Here is a 21,449-nt window from a genome sequence, read left to right as displayed (position 1 = left end):
TTTAGCGCCCCCCGATCGACTGCGCCGCCTCTTCCAACGCATGATAGAGCGAACCCGCCGAGGACCTTGGCCCCAAAACTGCGAAGCGTGTTCCGGCTTCGATGCACCACAGGTAGCAGCCAATGTGATGAATGGCGCAACGGGTCGCTTTCTGGGCCTGCATAGCGCGAATATCTACGTTGCACAGCCGCTCGTACAGATCGCAGACAGAGGCGCCTGCTACATCAAACCGGCACCAGCCATCGGTTTGTTCAACCACCGAGGCCGTGTCCTGCAAGGCAGACTTGAGGTCTGCGGCAATGGCCTGATTTGAAGCATAGCTCGCGTCGATCATCCAACAGCCAGGACCAATCCAGAAGGCGGAGTACTGTGACCCAGCCTCTGCGCCCCCTGGGTCAGGGAGTTCGATCCCCAGCGTGTCTTTTGCCCGTTTGGCGAATTTGGCATCCTGACCCAATCGCATTGACACGGAAGCCAAAGCGCGGTCGGCAACCTCGCTCAGGGTGATATCGCCAATGGTCGACACCTTTGGTTCACGCGCACCCAGTGCGGTGATGGCTTTCAGTTTATGCACGAAGACGCTCCCCTTCCGGATCGACAAAATGGGCGCTGACGACCTCAACCTCAGTCTCGGACCCTTCCAGAGGATTAACCAGACGGATGACTTCTCCTATCCGGTCAGCTCCGTTTTTCAGGAAACCAAGCCCGATCGAGGAACCCAGGTTTGGCGAATACGCCGCCGAGGTGACATAGCCCTGATCATGAGCTGCATCGACCGGCCCATCCTTATTCATCAGATGCCCACCCGCAGTGACTGGTTGCGTGGCATTGACTGGCTTCAGACCCACCAATCGCAACGCGTCCGGTTCATTCAACCCGCCGCGTTCGCTGAGTGTATTGCCGATACAGTCTTTCTTTTTGCTGACCATTCGCCCAAGGCCGAGGTTCAGCGCAGTTGTCGTGCCATTGATCTCATTGCCTGTCGCATGACCTTTTTCGATCCGCATGACGCCCAAAGCTTCGGTGCCATAGGGGGTCACACCGAACTCTTCACCCGCCTCCATAAGCGCTCGGATCAGCGCGTCGCCATAGCGGGTCGACACAGCGATCTCATAGGCCAGCTCACCGCTGAACGAGATACGGAACAGCCGCGCGCGGCAGCCGCCGCAGACCGTGATTTCGCTGCAGGCCATGAACGGGAAGGCGTCGTTTGAGATGTCGAACTCGGCATCAACCAATTTTTGCAGCAGCTTGCGCGAATTTGGCCCGGCAACAGCATATTGCGCCCAGGCCTCGGTGGTTGAGATCAGTTGAACATCCAGATCGGGCCACAGACATTGCCGCGCAAATTCCATCTGGCGATAGACCAAAACTGCGTTTGCCGTGGTCGTGGTGACAACGAAATGATCCTCGGAAAACCGCGCGGCGGTGCCGTCGTCATAGGCGATACCATCCTCACGCAACATCAGACCATAACGCACCTTGCCGACAGGCAGTTTGGCGAAACCGTTCGAGTAGATCTTGTTCAGAAACTCCGCCGCATCCGCACCTTGCACGTCGATCTTGCCCAGCGTGGTCACATCGCAGATGCCGACCGAGTTGCGGGTCGCCAGCACTTCGCGATCCACTGATTGCCGCCAATGGGTCTCACCCTTGCGCGGGAACCACTGCGCGCGCAGCCAGTCGCCGACTTCGGTGAACACCGCGCCCTGCTCGACCGCCCATTTGTGGCTGGGCGTTTCGCGGGTCGGGTGGAAATGTTTGCCGACCGCACGGCCCGCCAATGTGCCCATCGCCACCGGCGTATAGGGCGGCCGGAATATGGTCGTGCCGGTTTCAGGGATCGACTTGCCGGTCATCTCGGCCATCACCGCCAGACCGCCCATGTTCGAGGTCTTACCCTGATCGGTTGCCATCCCAAGGGTCGTATAGCGTTTCAGATGCTCGACCGAGACAAAGTTCTCTTGATGCGCCAGTTTCACGTCCTTGACGGTCACATCGTTCTGCTGATCGATCCAGGCCCGGCCCTTGCCGTCTTTCACATACCAAAAGGGTTGCAGATTAATCGGGGCATCCTCGGCTTCCGGCAGATCGCCCGGCGTGGTCTGAATGCCCAGATCAGCCAGCGCCTCGACTGCACGGGCGGCCCCGGTTTCCAGCGCGCCGTGGGTTGACAGCGCGCCTGCTGCTGCACCAGCCACAGACAGGCCAACCGGAAGAGATTCACCCGGCACAAACGCAGCCAGAGCCTCGTTCCACTCAGGCCGCCCACGCTGATAGCACGTCAGATGAACATTCGGATTCCAGCCGCCCGAAACAGCAAGCGCACCGCAGATAACATCCGTGGTAAAGCCTTGCTGCGTTTGGATCGTAATGGTCTCAAGGCCGAGCCGCCCTTTGCTACCAATGACCTGAGCCCCGGCAAACAGCTCGGCACCCGCGACCGCTGGCGCATCGGCTCGCGTGTCGATCACCGCGGCAACACTGACGCCCTTTGCCATCAGGTCCGCAGCGGTGCGATGCCCGTCATCGTTATTGGTGAAGACCGCCACCCGTTCATGCGGCGTCACCGCCCAGCGATTGGCATACGAGCGCACGGCCCCCGCCATCATGATGCCTGGTCGATCATTGTTCGGGAAAGCGATGGGGCGCTCGGTAGCACCTGCACACAGAACCGCCCGTTTCGAATAGATCCGCCAGAAGATCTGACGCGGCTCGGCCGCTCCGGGCTGCGGTTTGTGGTCCGCGATCCGTTCAACTGCGCCGTAGATGCCGTGGTCGAATGCCCCGATCACCGTGGTGCGCGGCAACAAGCGGACATTGTCCATTGACATGAGTTCGGCCACGGTTTGAGCCGCCCAAGCAGACCCCGCTATGTCACTGATGGCAAAACTCTCGGAGTTCAGCCGTCCACCCAGGGCAAAATCTTCATCCGCCAGAATAACGCGCGCCCCGGCGCGGCCTGCCGTCAGGGCGGCTGACAGACCTGCTGGACCTGCGCCGATCACGAGCAGATCGCAATGAAGGAAGCCCTTGTCATATGGATCCGGATCATCTTCGCCCGACACACTGCCCAGTCCGGCGGCGCGGCGGATGATGGGCTCGTAGAGCTTTTCCCAAAACGCCTTGGGCCACATGAAGGTTTTGTAGTAGAAGCCCGCCGTCAGGAAGTTGCTGAACAGGTCATTCACCGCCATCACGTCGCGCTGAAGTGACGGCCAGCGGTTCTGAGACTGCGCCTCAAGCCCATCATACAGCTCAGCCACGGTTGCACGCGTGTTCGGTTCCTGCCGCCCACCTTGGCGAAGTTCGACCAACGCGTTGGGTTCTTCTGACCCGGCGGTCAGGACACCGCGCGGTCGATGGTATTTGAACGATCGGCCCATAAGGCGCACGCCATTGGCCAGCAAGGCCGAGGCCAGCGTATCGCCTGCAAGCCCCTGATAGTTTTTGCCATCAAAAGTGAAGCTCAGGCTCTGCCCGTGGTCGACCAGACCACCCTTCAATCGATTGATCTGTCTGCTCATCTGCCGCGCCCCTGTGCCCGGGCCACGTCGCGGGCCAGTTCAACTTTGGTAATTTCATGAGTTAGCGTGTTGCGCGTGACCACCAGCCACGACCGGTCACCTTGTTCATGATACCAGAGCTCCCGATGCTCACCCGCCGGGTTATCGCGCAAGTAGAGATAGTCATGAAACGCTTCGTCCGCGTTGTCGGCCTGCCAGTCGGGTCGGTTGATCAACGCCGCGTCGCCCAGATACACGAATTCCTGCGCATCGCGGGGGCCGAGAAGAGGATGTTCGATAATCATATGTCGGCTCCCTCAATGCAGGTTGGGCTGCGCGCCCGCCCCTCGTTCATCAATCATGTGCCCGGTGCGGAACCGATCCAGACGATAGGCTGTCGCCACCTCATGCGGGCGGTCTGTCGACAGCAAATGCGCAAAGCACCAGCCCGAGGCTGGCGTAGCCTTGAAGCCTCCATAGCACCAGCCGCCATTGAAATAGAGCCCGTCGATTCCGGTGCGATCAATGAATGGTGAACCATCCATCGACATGTCCATCACACCGCCCCAGGCCCGCAAAAGACGCACCCGGCCCAGGGCCGGGATCAGTGAGATGCCGCTTTCCACGACATGCTCGATCACCGGAAGGTTACCGCGTTGTGCATAGGTGTTGTACATGTCGATATCGCCGCCAAAGACCAGACCGCCCTTGTCGGATTGGCTCAGGTAGAAATGCCCGGCACCATAGGTGATCACACCCGGGATTATCGGTTTCAGCCCTTCGGACACAAACGCCTGCAGCACATGGCTTTCGATGGGCAAACGCATCCCCGCCTTCTGCATCACCCGACTGGACGAGCCCGCAACGGCCACGCCGACTTTCTTGGCCCCGATATACCCGCGTGAGGTCTCAACCCCCAATACCCGGCCATTTTCAATGCGAAAGCTCGTGACCTCGCAGTTCTGAATGATATCCACGCCGCGCATATCTGCGCCGCGCGCATAGCCCCAGGCCACCGCGTCGTGGCGCACTGTGCCGCCACGCCGATGCAGCAGGCCACCTTTGATTGGGAACCGCGCGTTGTTGAAGTTCAAGAACGGGTACATTGCGCGAACGCCTTCGGTGTCCAACAACTCGGCATCCGAGCCGTTCAGGATCATCGCATTGCCCCGCCGCCGCGCCGCATCGACCTGCGCATCGGTATGCACAAGGTTCAGAATACCGCGCTGGCTGACCATGGCATTGAAATTGAAATCCTGTTCCAACCCTTCCCACAGTTTCAGCGAGAATTCATAGAAAGGCTCATTCCCATCCAGCAGATAATTCGAGCGGATGATGGTTGTATTTCGCCCAACGTTGCCGCCGCCGATCCAGCCTTTTTCCAGCACGGCGATCCGCGCCTCGCCGAATTCCTTCGCCAGATAGTAAGCTGTGGCCAACCCGTGGCCGCCGCCACCCACGACGATGATGTCATATTCGCTTTTGGGCTCGGGATCGCGCCAGGCTGGTCGCCAGCCTTTGTGCCCTGTCAACGCTTCTTTAATGATCCGAAATCCGGAATATTGCATGGCTCACTCGTGTCAGTTTGAAAACAACATGCGCGATTCGAGGGAGGATGGCTTAGATGAAATGCGGTCTAGACTTGTCTTTTTGCGACCTGATGCCGGGTCTCGGTATTGGCGTCTTAACCCAGTTTTTGGCTTAGAATGAAAGCGCTGCATTCGTTAGTCAGCTGTTTGAACCGCGATTTTTCTTTTTTGTACAGATACACCTGTCGCTTGTCCGGCAGGTCAGACAGCAAGCGGAACGCTGTGGTTTCCGGGATGAAGCGCGCGACGGTTTGCGGCAATATGGTGACCCACTTGCCGGTTCGGACCATCGTGATCAGCGAATGTGTATTGTGAATTGTGACCTCGGCATCGGCAATGGCAGTCACAAACTTTGGCGTCTGGATCAGATCGCAGAGTGCATTGCGAACGAATGAGGCGGCAATCACATCCTCAACAGTCGGCAGTTCAGGTTGCGCCATCAAGGGATGGTCCGAGGCGCAGACCAAACCAAATTGATCTTCAAACAAGGGGATCGCGTTGATGCCTTTGAGCGGATGGAAGCCCGATGCGATGCCAATATCGGCCTTGCCTTCCGATAGCGCGTCCAGAACCTGTTGCGTGTCTGTATCCCGCAGCTCGACCTTCACGCCCGGAAACCTCTGCGTCATGTGTTCGAGCACCGAAGGGAAGATCAGCGCCGCAACGGAAGGGACCGAGGCGATGCGGATCAACCCGTGCGACGCATCCGCCGCGGCCTCGATCGACTGTACAGTCTGGTCGAACTGACGCACTTGTTTCTGGGAAATCTCAAAAACCTGCTCACCCAGTGCGGAGAGGTGGTTCTTGCGCTCACCGACAAACAGCTTTTTGCCCAGATGGCTTTCGAATTGCTTGAGGGTCATCGAAACAGCTGATTGCGTGCGCCCCAGCCTGTCCGCGGCCTCGGACAGGTTGCCCGTTTGCGCGACGGCACAGAAACAGCGCAGCATTTCAATTTTTATGGCCATAGTTCAGCTTTTCTGAAGTCAGGTTAACTTATTTGAGTTTGACTGATATCGCCTGACGAGTCCATTCTGCATCAAACTTTCTTTGACCTGGGGCCCATTGTGACCAATCTGAACCTGATCGCCGGCGAATGGCTGGCCGGCGAAAGCGAAATCGAAAACCGCAATCCTTCTGATCTGACCGATGTGATCGGACATTATGCGCAGGCCAGTGCTGATCAGCTGGAAGCGACGCTGGATCAGGCGCGTTTAGCGCAGGCCGAATGGGCCGCCTATGGGCTGGAGCGCAAGCAGACCGTTCTGATGAATATCGGCAATGAACTGATGGCCCGCGCCGAAGAATTGGGCACGCTTCTTAGCCGCGAGGAAGGAAAGCCGCTCGCCGAAGGCAAGGGCGAGGTATTCCGGGCCGGTCAGTTCTTTACCTACTATGCCGCCGAATGCCTGCGCCAGATTGGTGAGAACGCCGATTCCGTGCGCCCGGATATCGAAATTGATGTGCGCCGCGAGGCCGTTGGCGTCGTCGCCGTGATCAGCCCCTGGAACTTCCCGACCGCAACCGCGTCATGGAAGATCGCCCCGGCGCTGTGCTATGGTAACGCGGTGGTCTGGAAGCCTGCAAACATCACCCCGGCCTCGGCCGTCGCCCTGACCGAAATCATCAACCGTCAGGACATTCCCAACGGCCTGTTTAGCCTTGTGATGGGCTCGGGCCGGTCGATTGGGCAGAGACTGGTCGAAAGCCCCAAGGTCAATGCCATCTCGTTCACCGGGTCGGTTCCGGTGGGCAAAGGAATCGCCTCGGCAGCCATCCAAAACCTGACCAAGGTTCAGATGGAGATGGGGTCCAAGAACGCGCTGGCCGTGATGGATGACGCTGATCTCGACCTTGCCGTCTCGCTGGCTTTGGGTGGTGCCTTTGGTGGCACCGGCCAAAAATGCACTGCATCGTCGCGACTGATTGTGCATTCGGCCATTCACGATGCATTTGTCGAAAAACTGGTGGCTGGCGCGCAGGCGATGAAGGTTGGCCATGCGCTGGAAGACGGCACCCAGATGGGCCCTGTTGTCAGTGAACAGCAATTGTCGGAAAACCTGGCTTATGTGGATCTCGGCAAATCCGAAGGGGCTGAACTGGCCTGTGGCGGCCAACGTTTAGACATGCCCCATGACGGCTATTACATGTCGCCCGGCGTGTTCTTGAACACCACCAATGACATGCGCATCAACCGGGAAGAGATGTTTGCGCCGCTGACCTCGGTCATCAAGGTTGGCAGCTATGATGAGGCGCTGGCCACCGTCAACGACACCAATTTCGGACTGACTTCAGGCATCGTCACGCAGAACCTGGCGCGTGCCACCCATTTCCGCCGCAACGCGCGCACTGGCGTGGTGACCGTGAACCTGCCCACCGCAGGCACTGATTATCACGTGCCCTTTGGCGGTCGTGGTGATAGCTCGTATGGCCCCCGCGAGCAGGGCAAGGCCGCGGCCGAGTTCTACACCACGGTCAAAACCGCTTATATCAGCGCTGGAAAGCCGATGTGATGCGGATCGACGGGCTGCAATACGCCAATTGGTCGGAAAAGATCTTTCGGCAATTGCGCGAAGGTGGCGTGGACGCGATCCATGTCACCATCGCCTATCATGAGAATTTTCGCGAAACGGTTCTGAACTTTGAAAAATGGAACCGCTGGTTCGAACAATACCCGGACCTGATCATGAAAGGCCGCTGGGCCAGCGATATCGACATAGCGCGAGAAACTGGCAGGACGGCGGTTTTCTTTGGGTTCCAGAACCCCTCACCCATCGAAGATGATATCGGCCTGGTGGAAATCCTGCATGATCTAGGCGCGCGGTTCATGCAGCTGACCTATAACAACCAATCCCTGCTCGCGACGGGTTGCTATGAAGCCGAGGACACCGGCATTACCCGCATGGGCAAGCAGGTGATCAAAGAGATGAATCGTGTAGGTCTTGTTGTCGACATGAGCCATTCTGCGGATCGGTCGACCATCGAGGCTGCCGACCTGTCCGAGCGTCCCGTCGCCATCACTCACGCTAATCCGCACGAATGGTCACCCGCTTTGCGCAATAAGCGTGACGAGGTGATCCGTGCGGTGACAGAAAATGGTGGGATGCTCGGCTTTTCGGTCTATCCTCATCACCTGAAAGATAAGTCAGACTGCACGCTGGAAAGCTTTTGCGAAATGATCGCACGGACGGCTGAGAAGTTCGGCGCCGAACATTTGGGGATCGGCACGGACCTGTGCCAGGATCAGCCCGACAGCGTGGTCGAATGGATGCGCGTTGGACGTTGGACCAAAGAAATTGACTATGGCGAAGGGTCGGCAAGCAATGCAGGTTTCCCCCCGATGCCACACTGGTTCAACGACAACCGTGACTTTGGCAATATCGAGGACGGGTTGCGTGCAACCGGCTTGAATAGCGACGAAGTGGCCGGGATCATGGGAGGCAACTGGTACCGGTTCTTTGCCGAAAACTTCGTCGCTCAGGGGTGATGGGATGGAAACTCAGACCGAGACACAGATCGAAAGACGAGACCCAGCAACGGTCATGCGCCTGTCGCGGCTGGGGTCGCTGCATCAATGCCGATTAAGCTTCATGCGACAGCTGACGCGCCGTCTGGCGCAGGAGAATTGGTCTTTCACACGTCCGGTTTTTGACATTGACGCCAATGGGGTTGGCCGTGCTGTCTATACAGCGCAGGGGCCGGAACGGGCCTATTCTCTGGTGGCCTTTGCCCATGATCTGCCTCCGGAACAACGATCCGACCGCGTAATCGCCGAAGCCTGGGACGCCACCTTCACCCTGTTTGATGGCATCCCGACCCAGGCCGATATCGACCGTTTGTCTCGAAACGTGCCCTTGCAAGAGGCCGGACGCGTCAGCGAGAGCGAATTGTCCCTGTCCCGCGCCAACCGGTCTGTCCGGCTGTGGAAACATGTTGTGGATGCCCTGGCAGCTGGGCAGCAACCCGATTTGTCGCAGATACATCAGGTCGGTTACTTGATGCGTACAACTGCTGTCTACGGATCGGGCAAATTCGGCGCGGCTGATCGGGAAAGGATCGCCAATCGCCCCGAGGCGCAGGCACCGTTTCAGGTTGAGATGCTGTCCGTGTTTCTGACCCGTACCTTTGTGCGTGATCTGGTACAGCATATGGCCAATGCCAAAGGCGGCGATCAGGCCGCGCAACTGGACCCCGAGATCGCGCGTTGGCTGGGGATCGGGAACTCCACCGGGTTGGGCATGGCCCCCTTCATCGTCAACCACCCGGTTCTGTTCAACAACTGGATCATGGCACGGGAAGAGGCGATCGCTCGTGTCCGCTCGGTCGCTACAGCAACGCGGGACGAAGTAGATCAGTTCCGCAACCTGTTCCGTCGTAGCCAGCTGTCGATTTCATGGTGGCAGTCTGAACATCCGATACAGATCAAAAAACTCGCGCATTTGAACGCCGATCTTAAGGCGATTGCGGCCTATCTGGACGATGATGACCTGAGTGGCGTTAGTCCGTGGGATCGGCTCGTCAGTTGGTCTGAAACCGCGCTGAGTGAGGAAGGGCAGGAGTTTGTGGCTTCGCTTATCCTCGAACCCTATCCGGGTCTTGTTGACGGGTTGACATCCTGCATGGCGGACAGCCGGACCGAGGCTTTTGTGATCAATGGCAGAATGTCCATCGGCCAAGCCTGTGGTCTAATCCAAGAAACATATGGATGGGCGCTTGATCTGGATTGGACGGCTCGGGAACACTGTGCCCGCGCCTGGTACGTGTCCGAAGAAAAGCTGGAACCCCGACTGGGTGAACGGTTCGAAGAACCTATCGAGGCGTATGAACAACCCCTTGCCCCAGCGCGCGATGCCGCTGCGGCTTATGCAGCGCTGAACGATTGGGATGACAGCCAGACCATTGCCGAGTTTTTGCTGCGCCACCCCGAACACCGCCACACGATCCGTCGCGCGCAACTGGCGCGTTCTACACCGTATGGGGAAATCCGCGACAATACGATTAGCGACACAGTGTTGCCCATTGATATGTTGCGGGCAAAACTGTCTTTCTTTGGCGCGACGCATTTCGATCCGCGCTCGGATCGGTGGGTGCGCATCTGCATGTATTCCAGCGCGCCTTATCCCGAAGAGCTGACGGCTGAAAACGCTGATCTATGGGTTTATCCGCAGGAACCTGCATGAGCTTTTCACTGAACGAGATGGAGGCGACCGCCAAACGCGCCACCCGTGGCGCGGGCTATTCTTGGGGTCAGGCCGAGGAAGCGGCTAAGGCGACAAGATGGCTTTGTGAAAAAGGCCTGGATGGGGCCGGATCGCTCGCAACCTTGTTGTGTCTTGGTTACGCATTCAATCCCGATCTACACCGCCCTAAGCAAATCGAGGGTGTTTGGGCAGGCGACGCAGCCCTCTGTCCGCTTTCAGTCGGTCCCTTGCTTTCAGACTGTGTTCACATGTTGGACGAAGGCCCGATTGAGATTCATGATCTTGCAGCCCCTGCCTTGATATTGCCTTTTGCGTCTTATGCCGCACGAGCGCTGAATTGTGTGATCGCGGTTGAGATTGATCGGGTCCACTCCATCACAGATGGCGCTGCTCTATCGGCACTCGACATGCCTGCGGCCCCGGCACAACGCGTTATGGTTCAACGCAGCACAGAACCGGTTTCACACCGCGATCCGCATACGCGCGCTGTTCCGACCCAAAAGGATTGGGAGACGCTACTTACCTTCGCCCACCGCACTTATGCCCCAGCGACCGAGGAATCCCGTTTGCTGGGGGCCGGTGCCGGGCTTTCCGACAATGACTAAAGAGAGATACACGTGACCGAAACTCGCACCCTGACCCTCGCAGAAATCGAAGACCTGTCGTTCCGCGCCCTTGTGGCAGCCGGGACCTCCGAGGCAAATGCCCGCCCGCTGGCGCAAGCCACGGCAGCGACCGAAGCGGATGGCGTCGCCAGCCACGGGCTGGCCTATATCCCGATCTATTGCGAACATGTGCAATGTGGGAAGGTCGATGGGATGGCGAAGCCCGTATTGTCACGCCCGAAACCCAGTGTTGTGGCCGTAGACGCCGCCACCGGCTTTGCGCATTCCGCGATCGACACGGGGTTCGAGGCGCTGATCCCTGCTGCCCGCGAACAGGGCGTCGCGGTCTTGGCCATTCGAAACAGCTATAACTGCGGGGTTCTGGGCTATCATACGCTTCGTCTGGCTCAGGCTGGTCTAGTTGGTTTGGGCTTTACCAACGCCCCGGCATCAATCGCGCCATCAGGAGGCTCAAAACCCGTTGTCGGCACCAACCCGTTCTCAATCGCGGCACCGGGCCCAGATGGCCAGCCTGCATTATTGATCGACCAAAGCGCCAGCACCATCGCCAAAAGTGAGGTGATGAAACACGCACGCGAAGGCAAGCCGATCCCGGTCGGCTGGGCGCTGGATTCCGACGGCAATCCAACCACCGATCCAGAAGTCGGCCTCAAGGGGTCCATGGCGCCTTCGGGCGGCTACAAAGGCGTTGGCGTCGCGCTGATGGTCGAGCTTCTCGCCGCCGCAATGACAGGCGCCACACTGGGCATCAACGCCTCACCGTTTTCAGGAACCGCAGGCGGCCCGCCAAAAACCGGTCAGTTCTTTATAGCGATTGATCCTGTCGCAACCGCAGGTGGCGCGTTCGATGCCGGGATCTCAAATCTGATCGAGGCGATACGGTCGCAAGAAGGAGCGCATCTGCCAGGGGACGGTCGCGGTTCAAAACGTATCGTCGCTCAGACCGAGGGTGTTGCGGTGAACGCGGCAACACTGGCTAAGGTCGAAGCAATTCTGGGATGAGCAAATGGTGCTGAGCGAAGGTTGGACGCTCTAGCCTCTGCACTAATTGGGAGCAAACAGCAGCTTCAGATAAGTTCTGAACAGCATGATTTGTTCCGAGGCGTTGTTGTGTTCTCGCAAGGCCCGTTGCAGCACAAGCCCTCCCTCGACCACGCCAGAGACCATATCGCCAAGCGCATCCATGTTGACGGTTTCACGCGGCTCGTAAATCTCGGCAATCTCTTCGAACATTGCCCGAAACCGTTTGCGCCAGCCAAGGATGGCCTGACGGTTTAGCTCGCGCACGCCCTCATCGAACAGTCGATCCTGATAGGCGGTTGATGCAATAACGCATCCAGGGTGACCGGATGGCATTTCTTCCAGCATCTCCGCCAAGAGTTTCAGACCAATCAGCATGCAATGCAGCGGGTCGTCGTTCAACTCGCGCGCGCGGGCGAACAGATCATCATAAAGCTTGTTCTCGACTTCGATATAGCGCTCCAGCATGGCCCGCGCCAAAGCGTTCTTATCCTTGAAGTGATAGAAAAACCCACCGCGCGAGATCTCTGCACCGGCGACGATTTCTTCGATCGAGGTCGCCTCGAACCCCTTTTCCAGCACCGAAGCCTCAGCAATGTCGAGGATTCGGCTGCGTGTGTCCAGTTTTTGATCCATTGCGCCCCTCCCTACTGTACTGCGAGTCCAGTTCACTGGACCTTCAAGCTTGGCCTGGCGGTCACATTTTGGGTTACTGCCTGAAATGACAGCAAAAAATTAGCCACTGCAACCGAACCACGCGGCAACTATCGGCCCGGTCGGGTTCAAGAGTACCACTTTCGCATCAACGGACAAGGATTGCTTCGATGCGACTGAACGCTTTCAAAGACACGCAACGCTTCTTCCTTTCAGACGGAGGGTTGGAGACTTTTTTGATTTTCGACAAAGGCTATGACCTGCCCTGTTTTTCTGCTGCCGTATTGTTGGACACAGAACAGGGTCGTGCGGATCTGACCGCATATTTCACCCGTTTCATCGATATTGCGAAATCAACTGGGCGCGGATTCATTCTGGATGCGCCAACCTGGCGTGCAGGAACCGCTTGGGCCGGACCGCTGGGTCAGACGCTTAAAGAGGTGATGGATACAAATACCCGCGCGGTTTCCTTCGTATCCAACCTGCGCGCGCGGCACGAGACCGAGAGTTGCCCCATTCTGATCAACGGCTTAGTTGGGCCAGCAGGCGATGCTTATGCGCCAGATACCGAGATTTCGGCGCAAGAGGCGCTGCTGATCCACGCGCCTCAGATTCAGGTTTTGGGCAAGGCCGGGGTCGACATGATCAGCGCGATGACTTTGACCCACGCCGCTGAGGCCATCGGGATCGCGCAGGCTGCAAAGGAAATCGATCTACCTGTCGTCATCGCGTTTACGCTGGAAACGGATGGCCGGCTGCCATCCGGACAAAGGCTGCAAGACGCGATTGCCGAGGTGGATGCGGCCACCAACAAGGGTCCGCTTTACTACATGATCAATTGCGCGCATCCGGACCATTTTCGCGAGGTGCTCGATGCGGGCGCAGACTGGGCCCTTCGGATCGGCGGTGTTCGCGCCAATGCCTCTCGTCAAAGTCACGCGGAGCTCGACGCGGCAGTGGTTCTCGACGATGGCGATCCGGTCGAACTGGGCCAACTGAGCACGGATCTCTTGGCGCACCTTCCGAACATTCGGGTTTTGGGCGGCTGCTGTGGCACCGACCACCGGCATGTTGGTTGCATTGCGGGGCATGATCCATCGCGTCCTGCGGCCTGAGCTTTCTCAAATCTACATCTCTGAAAGGAAAACCAATGTTTAAGACATTTCTAACCTCGACCGCGCTGATGCTGTCGCTGGCCACCTATGCCAAGGCCGAAGCGCCCAAGGCCTTTGACGTGGCCGAGGATCACACACTTATCCATATGGCAACCGCGCCTTTGCACGAAAACGGCATGCCTGCACATGGCAATGCCTTTGTCAGCCAGGGCTATATCTATCCTGCGGGCACGCTTGCCGAAGGCACTGTTGGTGTTCTTGAAGATGGCAGCCCTGCCTTTCCAGATCTGGTTCTGGGCACTTGGACATGTGACGGGTATTTCGTTGGCGAAGGTGGCAATGCCACCACCGGAGTCTGGATCATAAGTCGCCAAACCTTTGCCTTCGACGACGGCGCAACGGTCGTGACCCAAGGCACCGAGATCGCGGATATAGGGCAGCCAAACCTGCGGCCTGTGACTGGCGCAACAGGTGAATTCGCCGACATCAATGGTGGGTTGATCCAGACAACGCTTGGTTTCAACGATTTTTGGGGGCTGAGTGCGACCTATGTGTTTGAAGACCGCACGCCTGATCCCACATCGGCGCCGGATCATGCCAGCTATGGCACTGACCAGATTGATAAAACGGATCATCTGGAATGGGACTCGGGCGTGCCCGTTGGCCCGATCTTTGACGACGGCCTGAGCCCATCGACCTAGTCCCGCCAAAAAGAACGATTGGGCCAAATGCCGGCCCGATTTAATCTATTGTTTCACAAAGAGCGCTAAGATGAATATTCAAAATCAAACCCTTATCCGCCAAGCGGATGTTTCTGATGCGGAACACCTCGCCAAGTTGATCAACCTTGCGGGCGAAGGTATCCCTAATTGGCTGTGGACCCGTTCCTGCATCGAAGGGCAAACACCGCTAGAAGTTGGTATTGAACGTGCAAAACGCAAAACCGGCGGCTTTTCCTATACAAATGCGCTGGTTGCGGAGCGTGGGGGACAGGCCCAAGGTATGGTTCTTAGCTACGCGATTGCCGAGGCGCCAACCGACAACCCAGACGACCTACCTGCCCCGATTGCGCCGTTTGTAGCGCTTGAAAAGCTATCGGTCGATACCTGGTTCATCAACGCGCTGGCGGTTTTCCCTCAAGGACGAAACCAGAGCATCGGGACGCAGCTGATGGCCGCAGCCGAAGACCAAGCGAAGATCCAAGGATTCAGCAAGATGAGCATTCAGGTATACGCCCAGAACACGGGCGCGGTTCGACTGTATGACAGGCTGGGATATACGCTGGTGGCGCGCGAACCCGTGCGTCTGCACCCCTGCCCGCCTTACTATACTGGTGATGTTCTGCTGTTGATGAAAAACATCTAGGTCATGACTTGTGTTTGGTTGCCTTGGCGGGTCCAAACCACGAACGTGTTGCCGGGACCTATCGGCGCTTCTAGATTTGGTGCACTTCATTTGATCGCACCGGTATGGGACGCAAGATCGGTTCTTTGAGCAAAGTCATTAGGCGGAGGTAGCAGTCTTGACGCATCGAAAGCTTTATCTTGGTCCCCTGACAGACAACAGGCGCTGGGATATGGTCAGTATTCGACCTGATGATGTGTTTGTTGTGACACCCCCGAAATGCGGCACAACCTGGATGCAGACCATCGTGGCCTTGTTGCTTTCGGGCGATCCCGAAGTCGAAACAGAGCTGTCGATCAAGATGCCCTGGGTCGATATTCGCCTGCGCGAAATGCCCGAGATTGCCGCACGGCTTGAGGCAATGACCTGCCGCCGCAGTATGAAAAGCCATACTCCGCTGGATGGCCTGCCACTGGATGATCACGCGCATTATATCTGCGTGTTCCGGCATCCGCTGGACGCGCATTTTTCATTCCGGAATCACATTCGGAACATTCCCATACCGTGGTTCGATCACTGGTATCCTGAACATGATGACGACGGCACCACATTCCGCCGGTTTCTGGATGGTGGTGCCGAAGGGTTTGATACAGACGCCATGCCGCTTGCGCATATCCTGCAACACTACAAAGCGGCAAAGGCCATGTCTGGTCGGCCAAATGTCTCTTTGTTTCACTATTCTGATATGAAACGAGATTTGGCAGGTGTGTTCGCGCGGCTTTCGGAACTTCTGAATACGCCGCATTCAAACTCGGTGATGCAACAGCTCATCGCGGCCGCGACATTCGACCATATGAAAGAGAATGCCGAACGGTATGCCCCCAGCGGGGGAAAAGGCTTCTTCAAGTCAGATACAGAGTTTTTTCACAGCGGTTCCAGCGGTAAATGGCATGGCCAACTATCGGATCAGGAACTTGCCGCTTACGACGCCATCATGGACGAACACCTGAACCGGGAAGACCGGTTTTGGCTTGAAAATGGTCAAGGCTGATCTTCGGAAACCTGACAGAAACTTCGCACCAGTTTCAAATCCATTCTATGACGTGGCACGACCAGACTGGTTTCGTAGTACTTCTCCAACTCTCGGATCGGGACCTGAGTCAGCCCGGCCTCGGACCCTGCGCTGTTTTCCAGAAAGATGCCAACGCCCAATCCGGCCATGATCGCCTCTTTCATCACCGGAAATGTGGTGGTTTTGACAATCCGGCGCGGTGCCAGTTGCAGTTTGTCCAACGCCCTGGTTACGACCCTTTGCGTTAGCGATCCGCTTTCTGGTAACAAAAGCGTTTCATCCACGATCTGGGTGAGGCTTAGCACTTTGCGCCGCGACCAGTCATGCGTTTCCCTTACATATAGCACAAAGCGAGATGTGCAGAGCGGTTGAAGATACCACTCCGTGCTGATTGTAGGTTCGGTGATGACGCCAAAATCCACCTTGCGTTTCTGTAGCAACTCAATGGCGCTGCTCCAATCGCATAGCGCAAAGTCGATATCGACATTGGGGTATGTGTCGGCGAAGCGGGCGATCAAACCCAATGCTGGTTGCGGAGCGTTTGCGATTATCTTCAGATGGCCGCGTTCCAGTTCCGAAAAGCCCTGAACCTTTTCTTCTATGATCGTGTGCAGCGTCGCAAACCTGTCGGCGAGATCAAAGAACTCTTGCCCTGTTGCGGTTAACTCGATCCCATCGCGAGCCCGCACCAGCAGACGTGCACCCACATGTGCCTCAAGCTTGGCAATATGCTGTGAAACAGCGGATTGCGACACACCCAGCGCGCGCGCCGCGTTGGTCAGGCTGCCTTCTCGCACGACATAGGCGAAGGCTTTGAACTGATACGGATTTATGTTCATGTCGCCGCGCAGTTTAGACTGCATAAGCAACACTTATATGTCGTCACAGAATCGAGACATGAACTTCTTAAGCTGCGCGCGGTCAGTTGGGGTAGCCGCGCTATGGGTCAAATTAGCCTTCAAGGTATTCAGAAAACATTCGGGCAAACACCTGTGCTTCAGGGTGTCGATCTCGAAATCGAAGAGGGTGAGTTCCTGACCCTTGTGGGACCGTCCGGCTGCGGTAAATCCACCTTGCTCCGCATTCTTGCGGGGCTCGAGGCTCCAACGGCGGGCCAGGTGATGATTGACGGGCAGGAGGTAACCCGGATGCGCCCGGCCAGCCGTAATCTGGCGATGGTGTTCCAATCTTATGCGCTCTATCCGCATTTGACGGTTGCGGAAAACATGATGACCCCGCTCAAACTGCGGGACATCGGGACAGCCGGGCGATTGCCTGTGCTGGGGCCCTTGATTGCCCGCTCGGCTTACCGCGGGCTTCGGGCCAAGGTCAATGAAACGGCTGAAACTTTGCAGATCCAAAACCTGTTGGATCGCAAACCGGGCCAGTTGTCGGGTGGTCAACGTCAGCGCGCGGCTTTGGGACGGGCCATGGTGCGCAATCCGGTTGCCTTTTTGATGGATGAACCACTGTCCAATCTGGACGCAGCCTTGCGGGTTCATATGCGGGCAGAACTGTCTGATCTGCACCGCCGTCTGAAAACAACCTTTGTCTATGTCACCCATGATCAGGCCGAGGCGCTGACCATGTCGGATCGGATGGCCGTCATGATGGATGGTCATATTCTGCAGCTTGGCAAACCAGATGATATCTACCGCAATCCACAATCCTTAGCCGTTGCCCGCTTTGTCGGATCACCCGCAATCAACACCATGCCTGCCGAGATCGACGGCGCCGGTGCATTGCGGGCACTTGATGTCAGTTTGTTGGGCACCAACGCCCAGGCAGGTCCAGTCACACTGGGTATCCGGCCTGAACACCTAAGCATTGATCCCGCAGGCGCGTTCTCTGGGGTCGTGACCCATCGGGAAAACTTAGGCTCTGATCTGTTCATCCATCTGGGTGTCAACGGGCTAGAGCAAAAGATCGTGGTACGGGCCGCTCCGGACACGCGCGCTGAGATTGGGCAAACCCTCCGGTTTTCTGCGATCCGGGACAAAATCATGATGTTTGACGGCAGCGGTGCACGACTGCCTGAGCAGACAATGCTCGAGGTCGCCTGATGCCCGGTTCGCGCGCTTATCTTTGGTTCATCGCCCCGGCATTGATCTTGATGATCGTGATCCTGATTGTACCAATCGGCATCGCGGGTGTGCTGAGCGTTACCAATTACTCGTTGGGCAATGCGGGCATGGACTATGTCGGATGGGAGAATTTCGAGAAAATCTTCACCCGGCGTAGCTATGAAAAGATGTTCGGGGCTACGTTCCGATACGTCTTTGTTGTTGTACCACTGACGGTCCTGCTGGGATTGGGTGCAGCTCTCCTGATCCATTCGCTCACCCTCTTTGGGAACCTCTATAAGACGATCTATTTTCTACCGGTCATGGCTGCGCTGATCGCTATGGCGATCGTGTGGGAATTTGCCCTGCACCCGACCATTGGCATTGTGAATGCAACGCTTGAAAAAGGATGCGGCACGTGGCTTGAGGCCTGGGGCTGGTACGCGCAAGGCTGCGCCAAGACCTTCCCGCTTTGGCTGACTGATCGGGATTATGCGATCTGGACGGTTGCGTTCATCGGTGTTTGGCAGGGGTTCGGCTTTAACATGGTTTTGTATCTGGCCGGCCTCAGCTCGATCCCGCCCTCACTTTATGATGCAGCCGAAATGGATGGCGCACCCACCGGGTGGGAGCGTTTCCGACTGGTGACCTGGCCGATGCTGGGCCCCACAACCGTGTTTGTCGTCACAATCTCATTCATCCGATCCTTTCAGGTCTTTGACACGGTCGAGGCGTTCTATCCGCAAGGCGGCGGACCGTCGAAATCGGTCTATGTGATGATGTTTGCAATCTACGAAAAGGCGATCCAGCAAAACCTGATGGGGATCGGTGCTGCCATCACCGTGGTGTTCCTGGCCTTTGTCATGTTTTTGACGCTGGTGCAGCGCTGGCTGGTGGACCGGAGGACCCATTATGTCTGATACAACTTCAACCCCCGCCACCGTATTACCCGAGATCGGGTTTCGGTTTTCCACCGCCGAAACGATCAAACATGTCATCCTGATCCTGGGTGCAATCGTTGTCTTGCTGCCCTTCTACGTGATGGTCAGCTACTCGTTCAAAGCGCCGCATGAGATCATGCAAAACCTGGGTGGTTTCTTCGGTAGCCAGCAACCGTTCCGGGATGATTTCTGCGTCAAGCTCGGCAATGCTGCGGCGGATTGCATGGTCAATCCCACCGTCTACAATTACACAACCGCTTTCGCCAAAGCGCCTTTGCTGCGTTATCTGGCCAATGGGGTCTTCGTGACCCTGTCGATCTTTCTGATCCAGGTGATCGTCGCCCTGCCCTGCGCTTATGCTTTGGCCAAGCTACGGTTCTGGGGGCGCGAGGCGGTGTTCGCGCTGGTGCTGTTCTGCCTTCTGATCCCAGTGCACGCAATCGCCTTGCCGCTGTACATCATGCTGGCCAAGGTGGGTCTGACAAACACCTATGCGGCGCTGATCGTGCCCTGGACCATCTCGGTCTTCGGGATTTTCCTGATGCGCCAGTTCTTTATGACCGTCCCCGACGATCTGATCGATGCCGCGCGGATGGACGGGATGAGCGAATATTCCATCGTCTGGAACGTCATGCTGCCCACGGCCATCCCGGCCCTGTTGGCCTTTGGTATCTTTTCAGTTGTTGCGCATTGGAATGATTATTTCTGGCCCCGCATCGTGATCACCGGCAATCGCGAGCTGTTCACGCCACCGCTGGGCCTACGAGAATTCAAGGGGGATGCGGATGGCGACAATTTCGGCCCGATGATGGCCACGGCCTGCATTATCGTAACCCCGCTGATCGTCGTTTTCCTGCTGGCGCAGCGCCGCTTTATTGAAGGGATAACACTATCCGGAATGAAGTAGGGCGGGAAATTCCCGCCCCACCACGACATCCCAAATCGGGATACCCACCAGGGGCTGCCAATCGCCAAACCGTCAGACCCCTCAGTTCAACTGGAGAGAGTAATGAAAACCCTCACAACTGCAATGTCTTTGGTACTTGCTGCAGGGGCAGCCACCGCCGAAGACAAGATCGTCGTCGAGTTCGCCTATCCCTATAGCCATCTCTTTGACGTTACTTACGAAAAAATCCTGCCAAAATTCTATGCTGAGAACCCGAATATCGAAATTAAGATGCGGGCTACCTATGAAAGCTATGAAGACGGCACTAACACGATCCTGCGCGAAGCCGTTGCCGGCACGCTGCCTGACGTCACCATGCAGGGCTTGAACCGTCAGGCGATCCTGGTGGAAAAAGGTATTGCAAAATCGCTGGAGCCTTTCATTGCGCAAGAGGCCGATTTTGCCAAAGACGGCTACCACAAGGCGATGCTGGACCTTGGCACTTTCAACCAAGATGTCTACGGCCTGCCTTTCTCGATCTCGCTGCCGGTTGGCTACTACAACATGGAGACCATGGCCAAGGCTGGCTATGATGAAACCAACCTGCCCACAACCTGGGCCGAAGTAATCGAAGCCTGCAGCCGTCTGAAAGAAGCCGGTGTCGAAAACCCCATGTTCTGGGGCTGGAACATCACCGGCAACTGGTTCCTGCAAGCCCTGATGTGGAGCCAGGACAAACCAACCGTCATGGGCACCGACTTCACTCTGGACGAGCCCGAAGGCCTGCAAGCATTGAACACGATGAAAGACCTGTTTCAGGGCTGCGAAATGCAGAACCTGGAATGGAAAGGCGCGTTGGCTTCGTTCTCGGCCGGAGAAATCGGCATGATGTACTGGTCCACATCCGCCGTTGGCGCCGTCGAGCGCGCGATGGGTGATTTCACCTTGGTGACGCACGAATATCCGGGCTTTACAGCAGAAGGACCGATGGGTCTGCCTGCGGGCGGAAACTCGGCGCTGCTGGTGTCAACGTCTGAGGACCCGGCAGAACTGGAAGCCGCCTGGAAATGGCTGAAGTTCATCACGTCGGGTGAAGGCGCTGCCGACGTGGCCCGGACCACGGGTTACATGCCACCGAACCAGGCCGCCAATGAGATCATTCTGGCCGATTTCTACGCCGAGAACCCGGCCAAGGCGACAGCTGTACGTCAGCTGCCCCTGCTGCGTGAATGGCAGGCCTATCCGGGCGACAATGGTTTGGCCGCGACGCAGGTCATCTATGACGGGATCGAAGGCATCGTGACCGGCGAATATGATGACATGGAAGAGTTGCAGCAAGACCTGACTGAAGAAGTGCAGGATCTGTTGCCCTCCGGTTCCTAAAACTCAAGGCCCGCGCCATAGGCTGGCGCGGGCCACTTCTTCTTACAAT

20 protein-coding genes are annotated in these 21,449 nt (G+C 57.3%); 13 read left to right on the top strand and 7 right to left on the bottom strand.

Going from position 1 to position 21,449, the window contains the following annotated elements:
* Position 1: 1 nt before the first annotated feature.
* From ACR0JE_RS10145 to ACR0JE_RS10125, 5 genes are all read right to left on the bottom strand, one after another.
* Positions 2-574, bottom strand: a complete 573-nt coding sequence (locus ACR0JE_RS10145; protein ID WP_480864072.1) for a sarcosine oxidase subunit gamma — start codon at positions 572-574, stop codon at positions 2-4.
* Positions 567-3,527, bottom strand: coding sequence for a sarcosine oxidase subunit alpha family protein (locus ACR0JE_RS10140; protein ID WP_480864071.1), 2,961 nt, complete (start codon positions 3,525-3,527; stop codon positions 567-569). The genes ACR0JE_RS10145 and ACR0JE_RS10140 overlap by 8 nt, the downstream gene beginning before the upstream one ends.
* Entirely contained in the window at positions 3,524-3,811 is a 288-nt protein-coding gene (locus ACR0JE_RS10135; protein ID WP_480827211.1) for a sarcosine oxidase subunit delta, read from the bottom strand. Before ACR0JE_RS10135 ends, ACR0JE_RS10140 begins: the two co-directional genes overlap by 4 nt.
* A gap of 12 nt (positions 3,812-3,823) precedes the next feature.
* Positions 3,824-5,074: a sarcosine oxidase subunit beta family protein gene (locus ACR0JE_RS10130; RefSeq protein WP_480864070.1), complete on the bottom strand. Its 1,251-nt coding sequence runs from the start codon at positions 5,072-5,074 to the stop codon at positions 3,824-3,826.
* Positions 5,075-5,190: 116 nt separating this feature from the next.
* Complete coding sequence (locus ACR0JE_RS10125; RefSeq protein WP_480544687.1) at positions 5,191-6,063, bottom strand: LysR family transcriptional regulator; 873 nt, start codon at positions 6,061-6,063, stop codon at positions 5,191-5,193.
* 99 nt (positions 6,064-6,162) lie between these two features.
* On the opposite strand from ACR0JE_RS10125, the gene ACR0JE_RS10120 reads away from it, so the two are divergent.
* From ACR0JE_RS10120 to ACR0JE_RS10100, 5 genes are read left to right on the top strand one after another with little or no spacing between them, the layout of a single operon-like run.
* Positions 6,163-7,608 carry an aldehyde dehydrogenase family protein gene (locus ACR0JE_RS10120; protein ID WP_480864069.1) on the top strand — a complete coding sequence of 482 codons (1,446 nt, stop codon included), beginning with the start codon at positions 6,163-6,165 and terminating at the stop codon, positions 7,606-7,608.
* Complete coding sequence (locus tag ACR0JE_RS10115; RefSeq protein ID WP_480864156.1) at positions 7,608-8,582, top strand: membrane dipeptidase; 975 nt, start codon at positions 7,608-7,610, stop codon at positions 8,580-8,582. Before ACR0JE_RS10120 ends, ACR0JE_RS10115 begins: the two co-directional genes overlap by 1 nt.
* A 4-nt stretch (positions 8,583-8,586) precedes the next feature.
* Complete coding sequence (locus tag ACR0JE_RS10110; protein WP_480864068.1) at positions 8,587-10,275, top strand: hypothetical protein; 1,689 nt, start codon at positions 8,587-8,589, stop codon at positions 10,273-10,275.
* Positions 10,272-10,901 carry a DUF3726 domain-containing protein gene (locus tag ACR0JE_RS10105; protein WP_480827215.1) on the top strand — a complete coding sequence of 210 codons (630 nt, stop codon included), beginning with the start codon at positions 10,272-10,274 and terminating at the stop codon, positions 10,899-10,901. Before ACR0JE_RS10110 ends, ACR0JE_RS10105 begins: the two co-directional genes overlap by 4 nt.
* A 12-nt stretch (positions 10,902-10,913) precedes the next feature.
* Positions 10,914-11,924: an Ldh family oxidoreductase gene (locus tag ACR0JE_RS10100; protein ID WP_480864067.1), complete on the top strand. Its 1,011-nt coding sequence runs from the start codon at positions 10,914-10,916 to the stop codon at positions 11,922-11,924.
* A gap of 42 nt (positions 11,925-11,966) precedes the next feature.
* Here the strand turns inward: ACR0JE_RS10100 and ACR0JE_RS10095 are convergent, their stop codons facing one another.
* Positions 11,967-12,578: a TetR/AcrR family transcriptional regulator gene (locus ACR0JE_RS10095; protein ID WP_480549610.1), complete on the bottom strand. Its 612-nt coding sequence runs from the start codon at positions 12,576-12,578 to the stop codon at positions 11,967-11,969.
* Positions 12,579-12,766: 188 nt separating this feature from the next.
* Between ACR0JE_RS10095 and ACR0JE_RS10090 the strand changes: the two genes are divergently transcribed.
* The 4 genes from ACR0JE_RS10090 (at position 12,767) to ACR0JE_RS10075 (ending at position 16,106) form a co-directional block, all read left to right on the top strand.
* The gene (locus ACR0JE_RS10090; RefSeq protein ID WP_480864066.1) at positions 12,767-13,711 is read left to right on the top strand and encodes a homocysteine S-methyltransferase family protein; all 945 of its coding nucleotides are present in this window, start codon (positions 12,767-12,769) and stop codon (positions 13,709-13,711) included.
* Positions 13,712-13,746: 35 nt separating this feature from the next.
* Positions 13,747-14,412, top strand: coding sequence for a hypothetical protein (locus tag ACR0JE_RS10085; protein WP_480864065.1), 666 nt, complete (start codon positions 13,747-13,749; stop codon positions 14,410-14,412).
* A 70-nt stretch (positions 14,413-14,482) separates the two neighbouring features.
* The gene (locus tag ACR0JE_RS10080; protein WP_480544679.1) at positions 14,483-15,076 is read left to right on the top strand and encodes a GNAT family N-acetyltransferase; all 594 of its coding nucleotides are present in this window, start codon (positions 14,483-14,485) and stop codon (positions 15,074-15,076) included.
* Positions 15,077-15,287: 211 nt separating this feature from the next.
* Positions 15,288-16,106, top strand: a complete 819-nt coding sequence (locus ACR0JE_RS10075; RefSeq protein WP_480864064.1) for a sulfotransferase domain-containing protein — start codon at positions 15,288-15,290, stop codon at positions 16,104-16,106.
* On the opposite strand, the gene ACR0JE_RS10070 is transcribed toward ACR0JE_RS10075, so the two are convergent.
* Complete coding sequence (locus ACR0JE_RS10070) at positions 16,097-16,990, bottom strand: LysR family transcriptional regulator (RefSeq protein ID WP_480864063.1); 894 nt, start codon at positions 16,988-16,990, stop codon at positions 16,097-16,099. The two genes, ACR0JE_RS10075 and ACR0JE_RS10070, sit on opposite strands and share 10 nt — an antisense overlap.
* 78 nt (positions 16,991-17,068) lie before the next feature.
* Between ACR0JE_RS10070 and ACR0JE_RS10065 the strand changes: the two genes are divergently transcribed.
* The 4 genes from ACR0JE_RS10065 to ACR0JE_RS10050 all read left to right on the top strand — a co-directional run bounded on the left by ACR0JE_RS10065 (position 17,069) and on the right by ACR0JE_RS10050 (position 21,400).
* Complete coding sequence (locus ACR0JE_RS10065) at positions 17,069-18,190, top strand: ABC transporter ATP-binding protein (RefSeq protein ID WP_480549620.1); 1,122 nt, start codon at positions 17,069-17,071, stop codon at positions 18,188-18,190.
* A complete protein-coding gene (locus ACR0JE_RS10060; RefSeq protein WP_480864062.1) occupies positions 18,190-19,110 on the top strand; it encodes a carbohydrate ABC transporter permease in 921 nt (306 codons plus the stop codon). The genes ACR0JE_RS10065 and ACR0JE_RS10060 overlap by 1 nt, the downstream gene beginning before the upstream one ends.
* Positions 19,103-20,038 (top strand): carbohydrate ABC transporter permease, encoded by a 936-nt coding sequence (locus ACR0JE_RS10055; protein ID WP_480864061.1) that lies wholly within the window; start codon positions 19,103-19,105, stop codon positions 20,036-20,038. Before ACR0JE_RS10060 ends, ACR0JE_RS10055 begins: the two co-directional genes overlap by 8 nt.
* Positions 20,039-20,140: 102 nt before the next feature.
* Positions 20,141-21,400: an extracellular solute-binding protein gene (locus ACR0JE_RS10050; protein WP_480864060.1), complete on the top strand. Its 1,260-nt coding sequence runs from the start codon at positions 20,141-20,143 to the stop codon at positions 21,398-21,400.
* The last annotated feature ends 49 nt before the right edge of the window (positions 21,401-21,449 follow it).

Source organism: Ruegeria sp. H3, assembly GCF_056533095.1.
The sequence above is the reverse complement of the archived record's forward strand: the minus strand, read 5'-3'. Positions and strand labels throughout refer to the sequence as shown.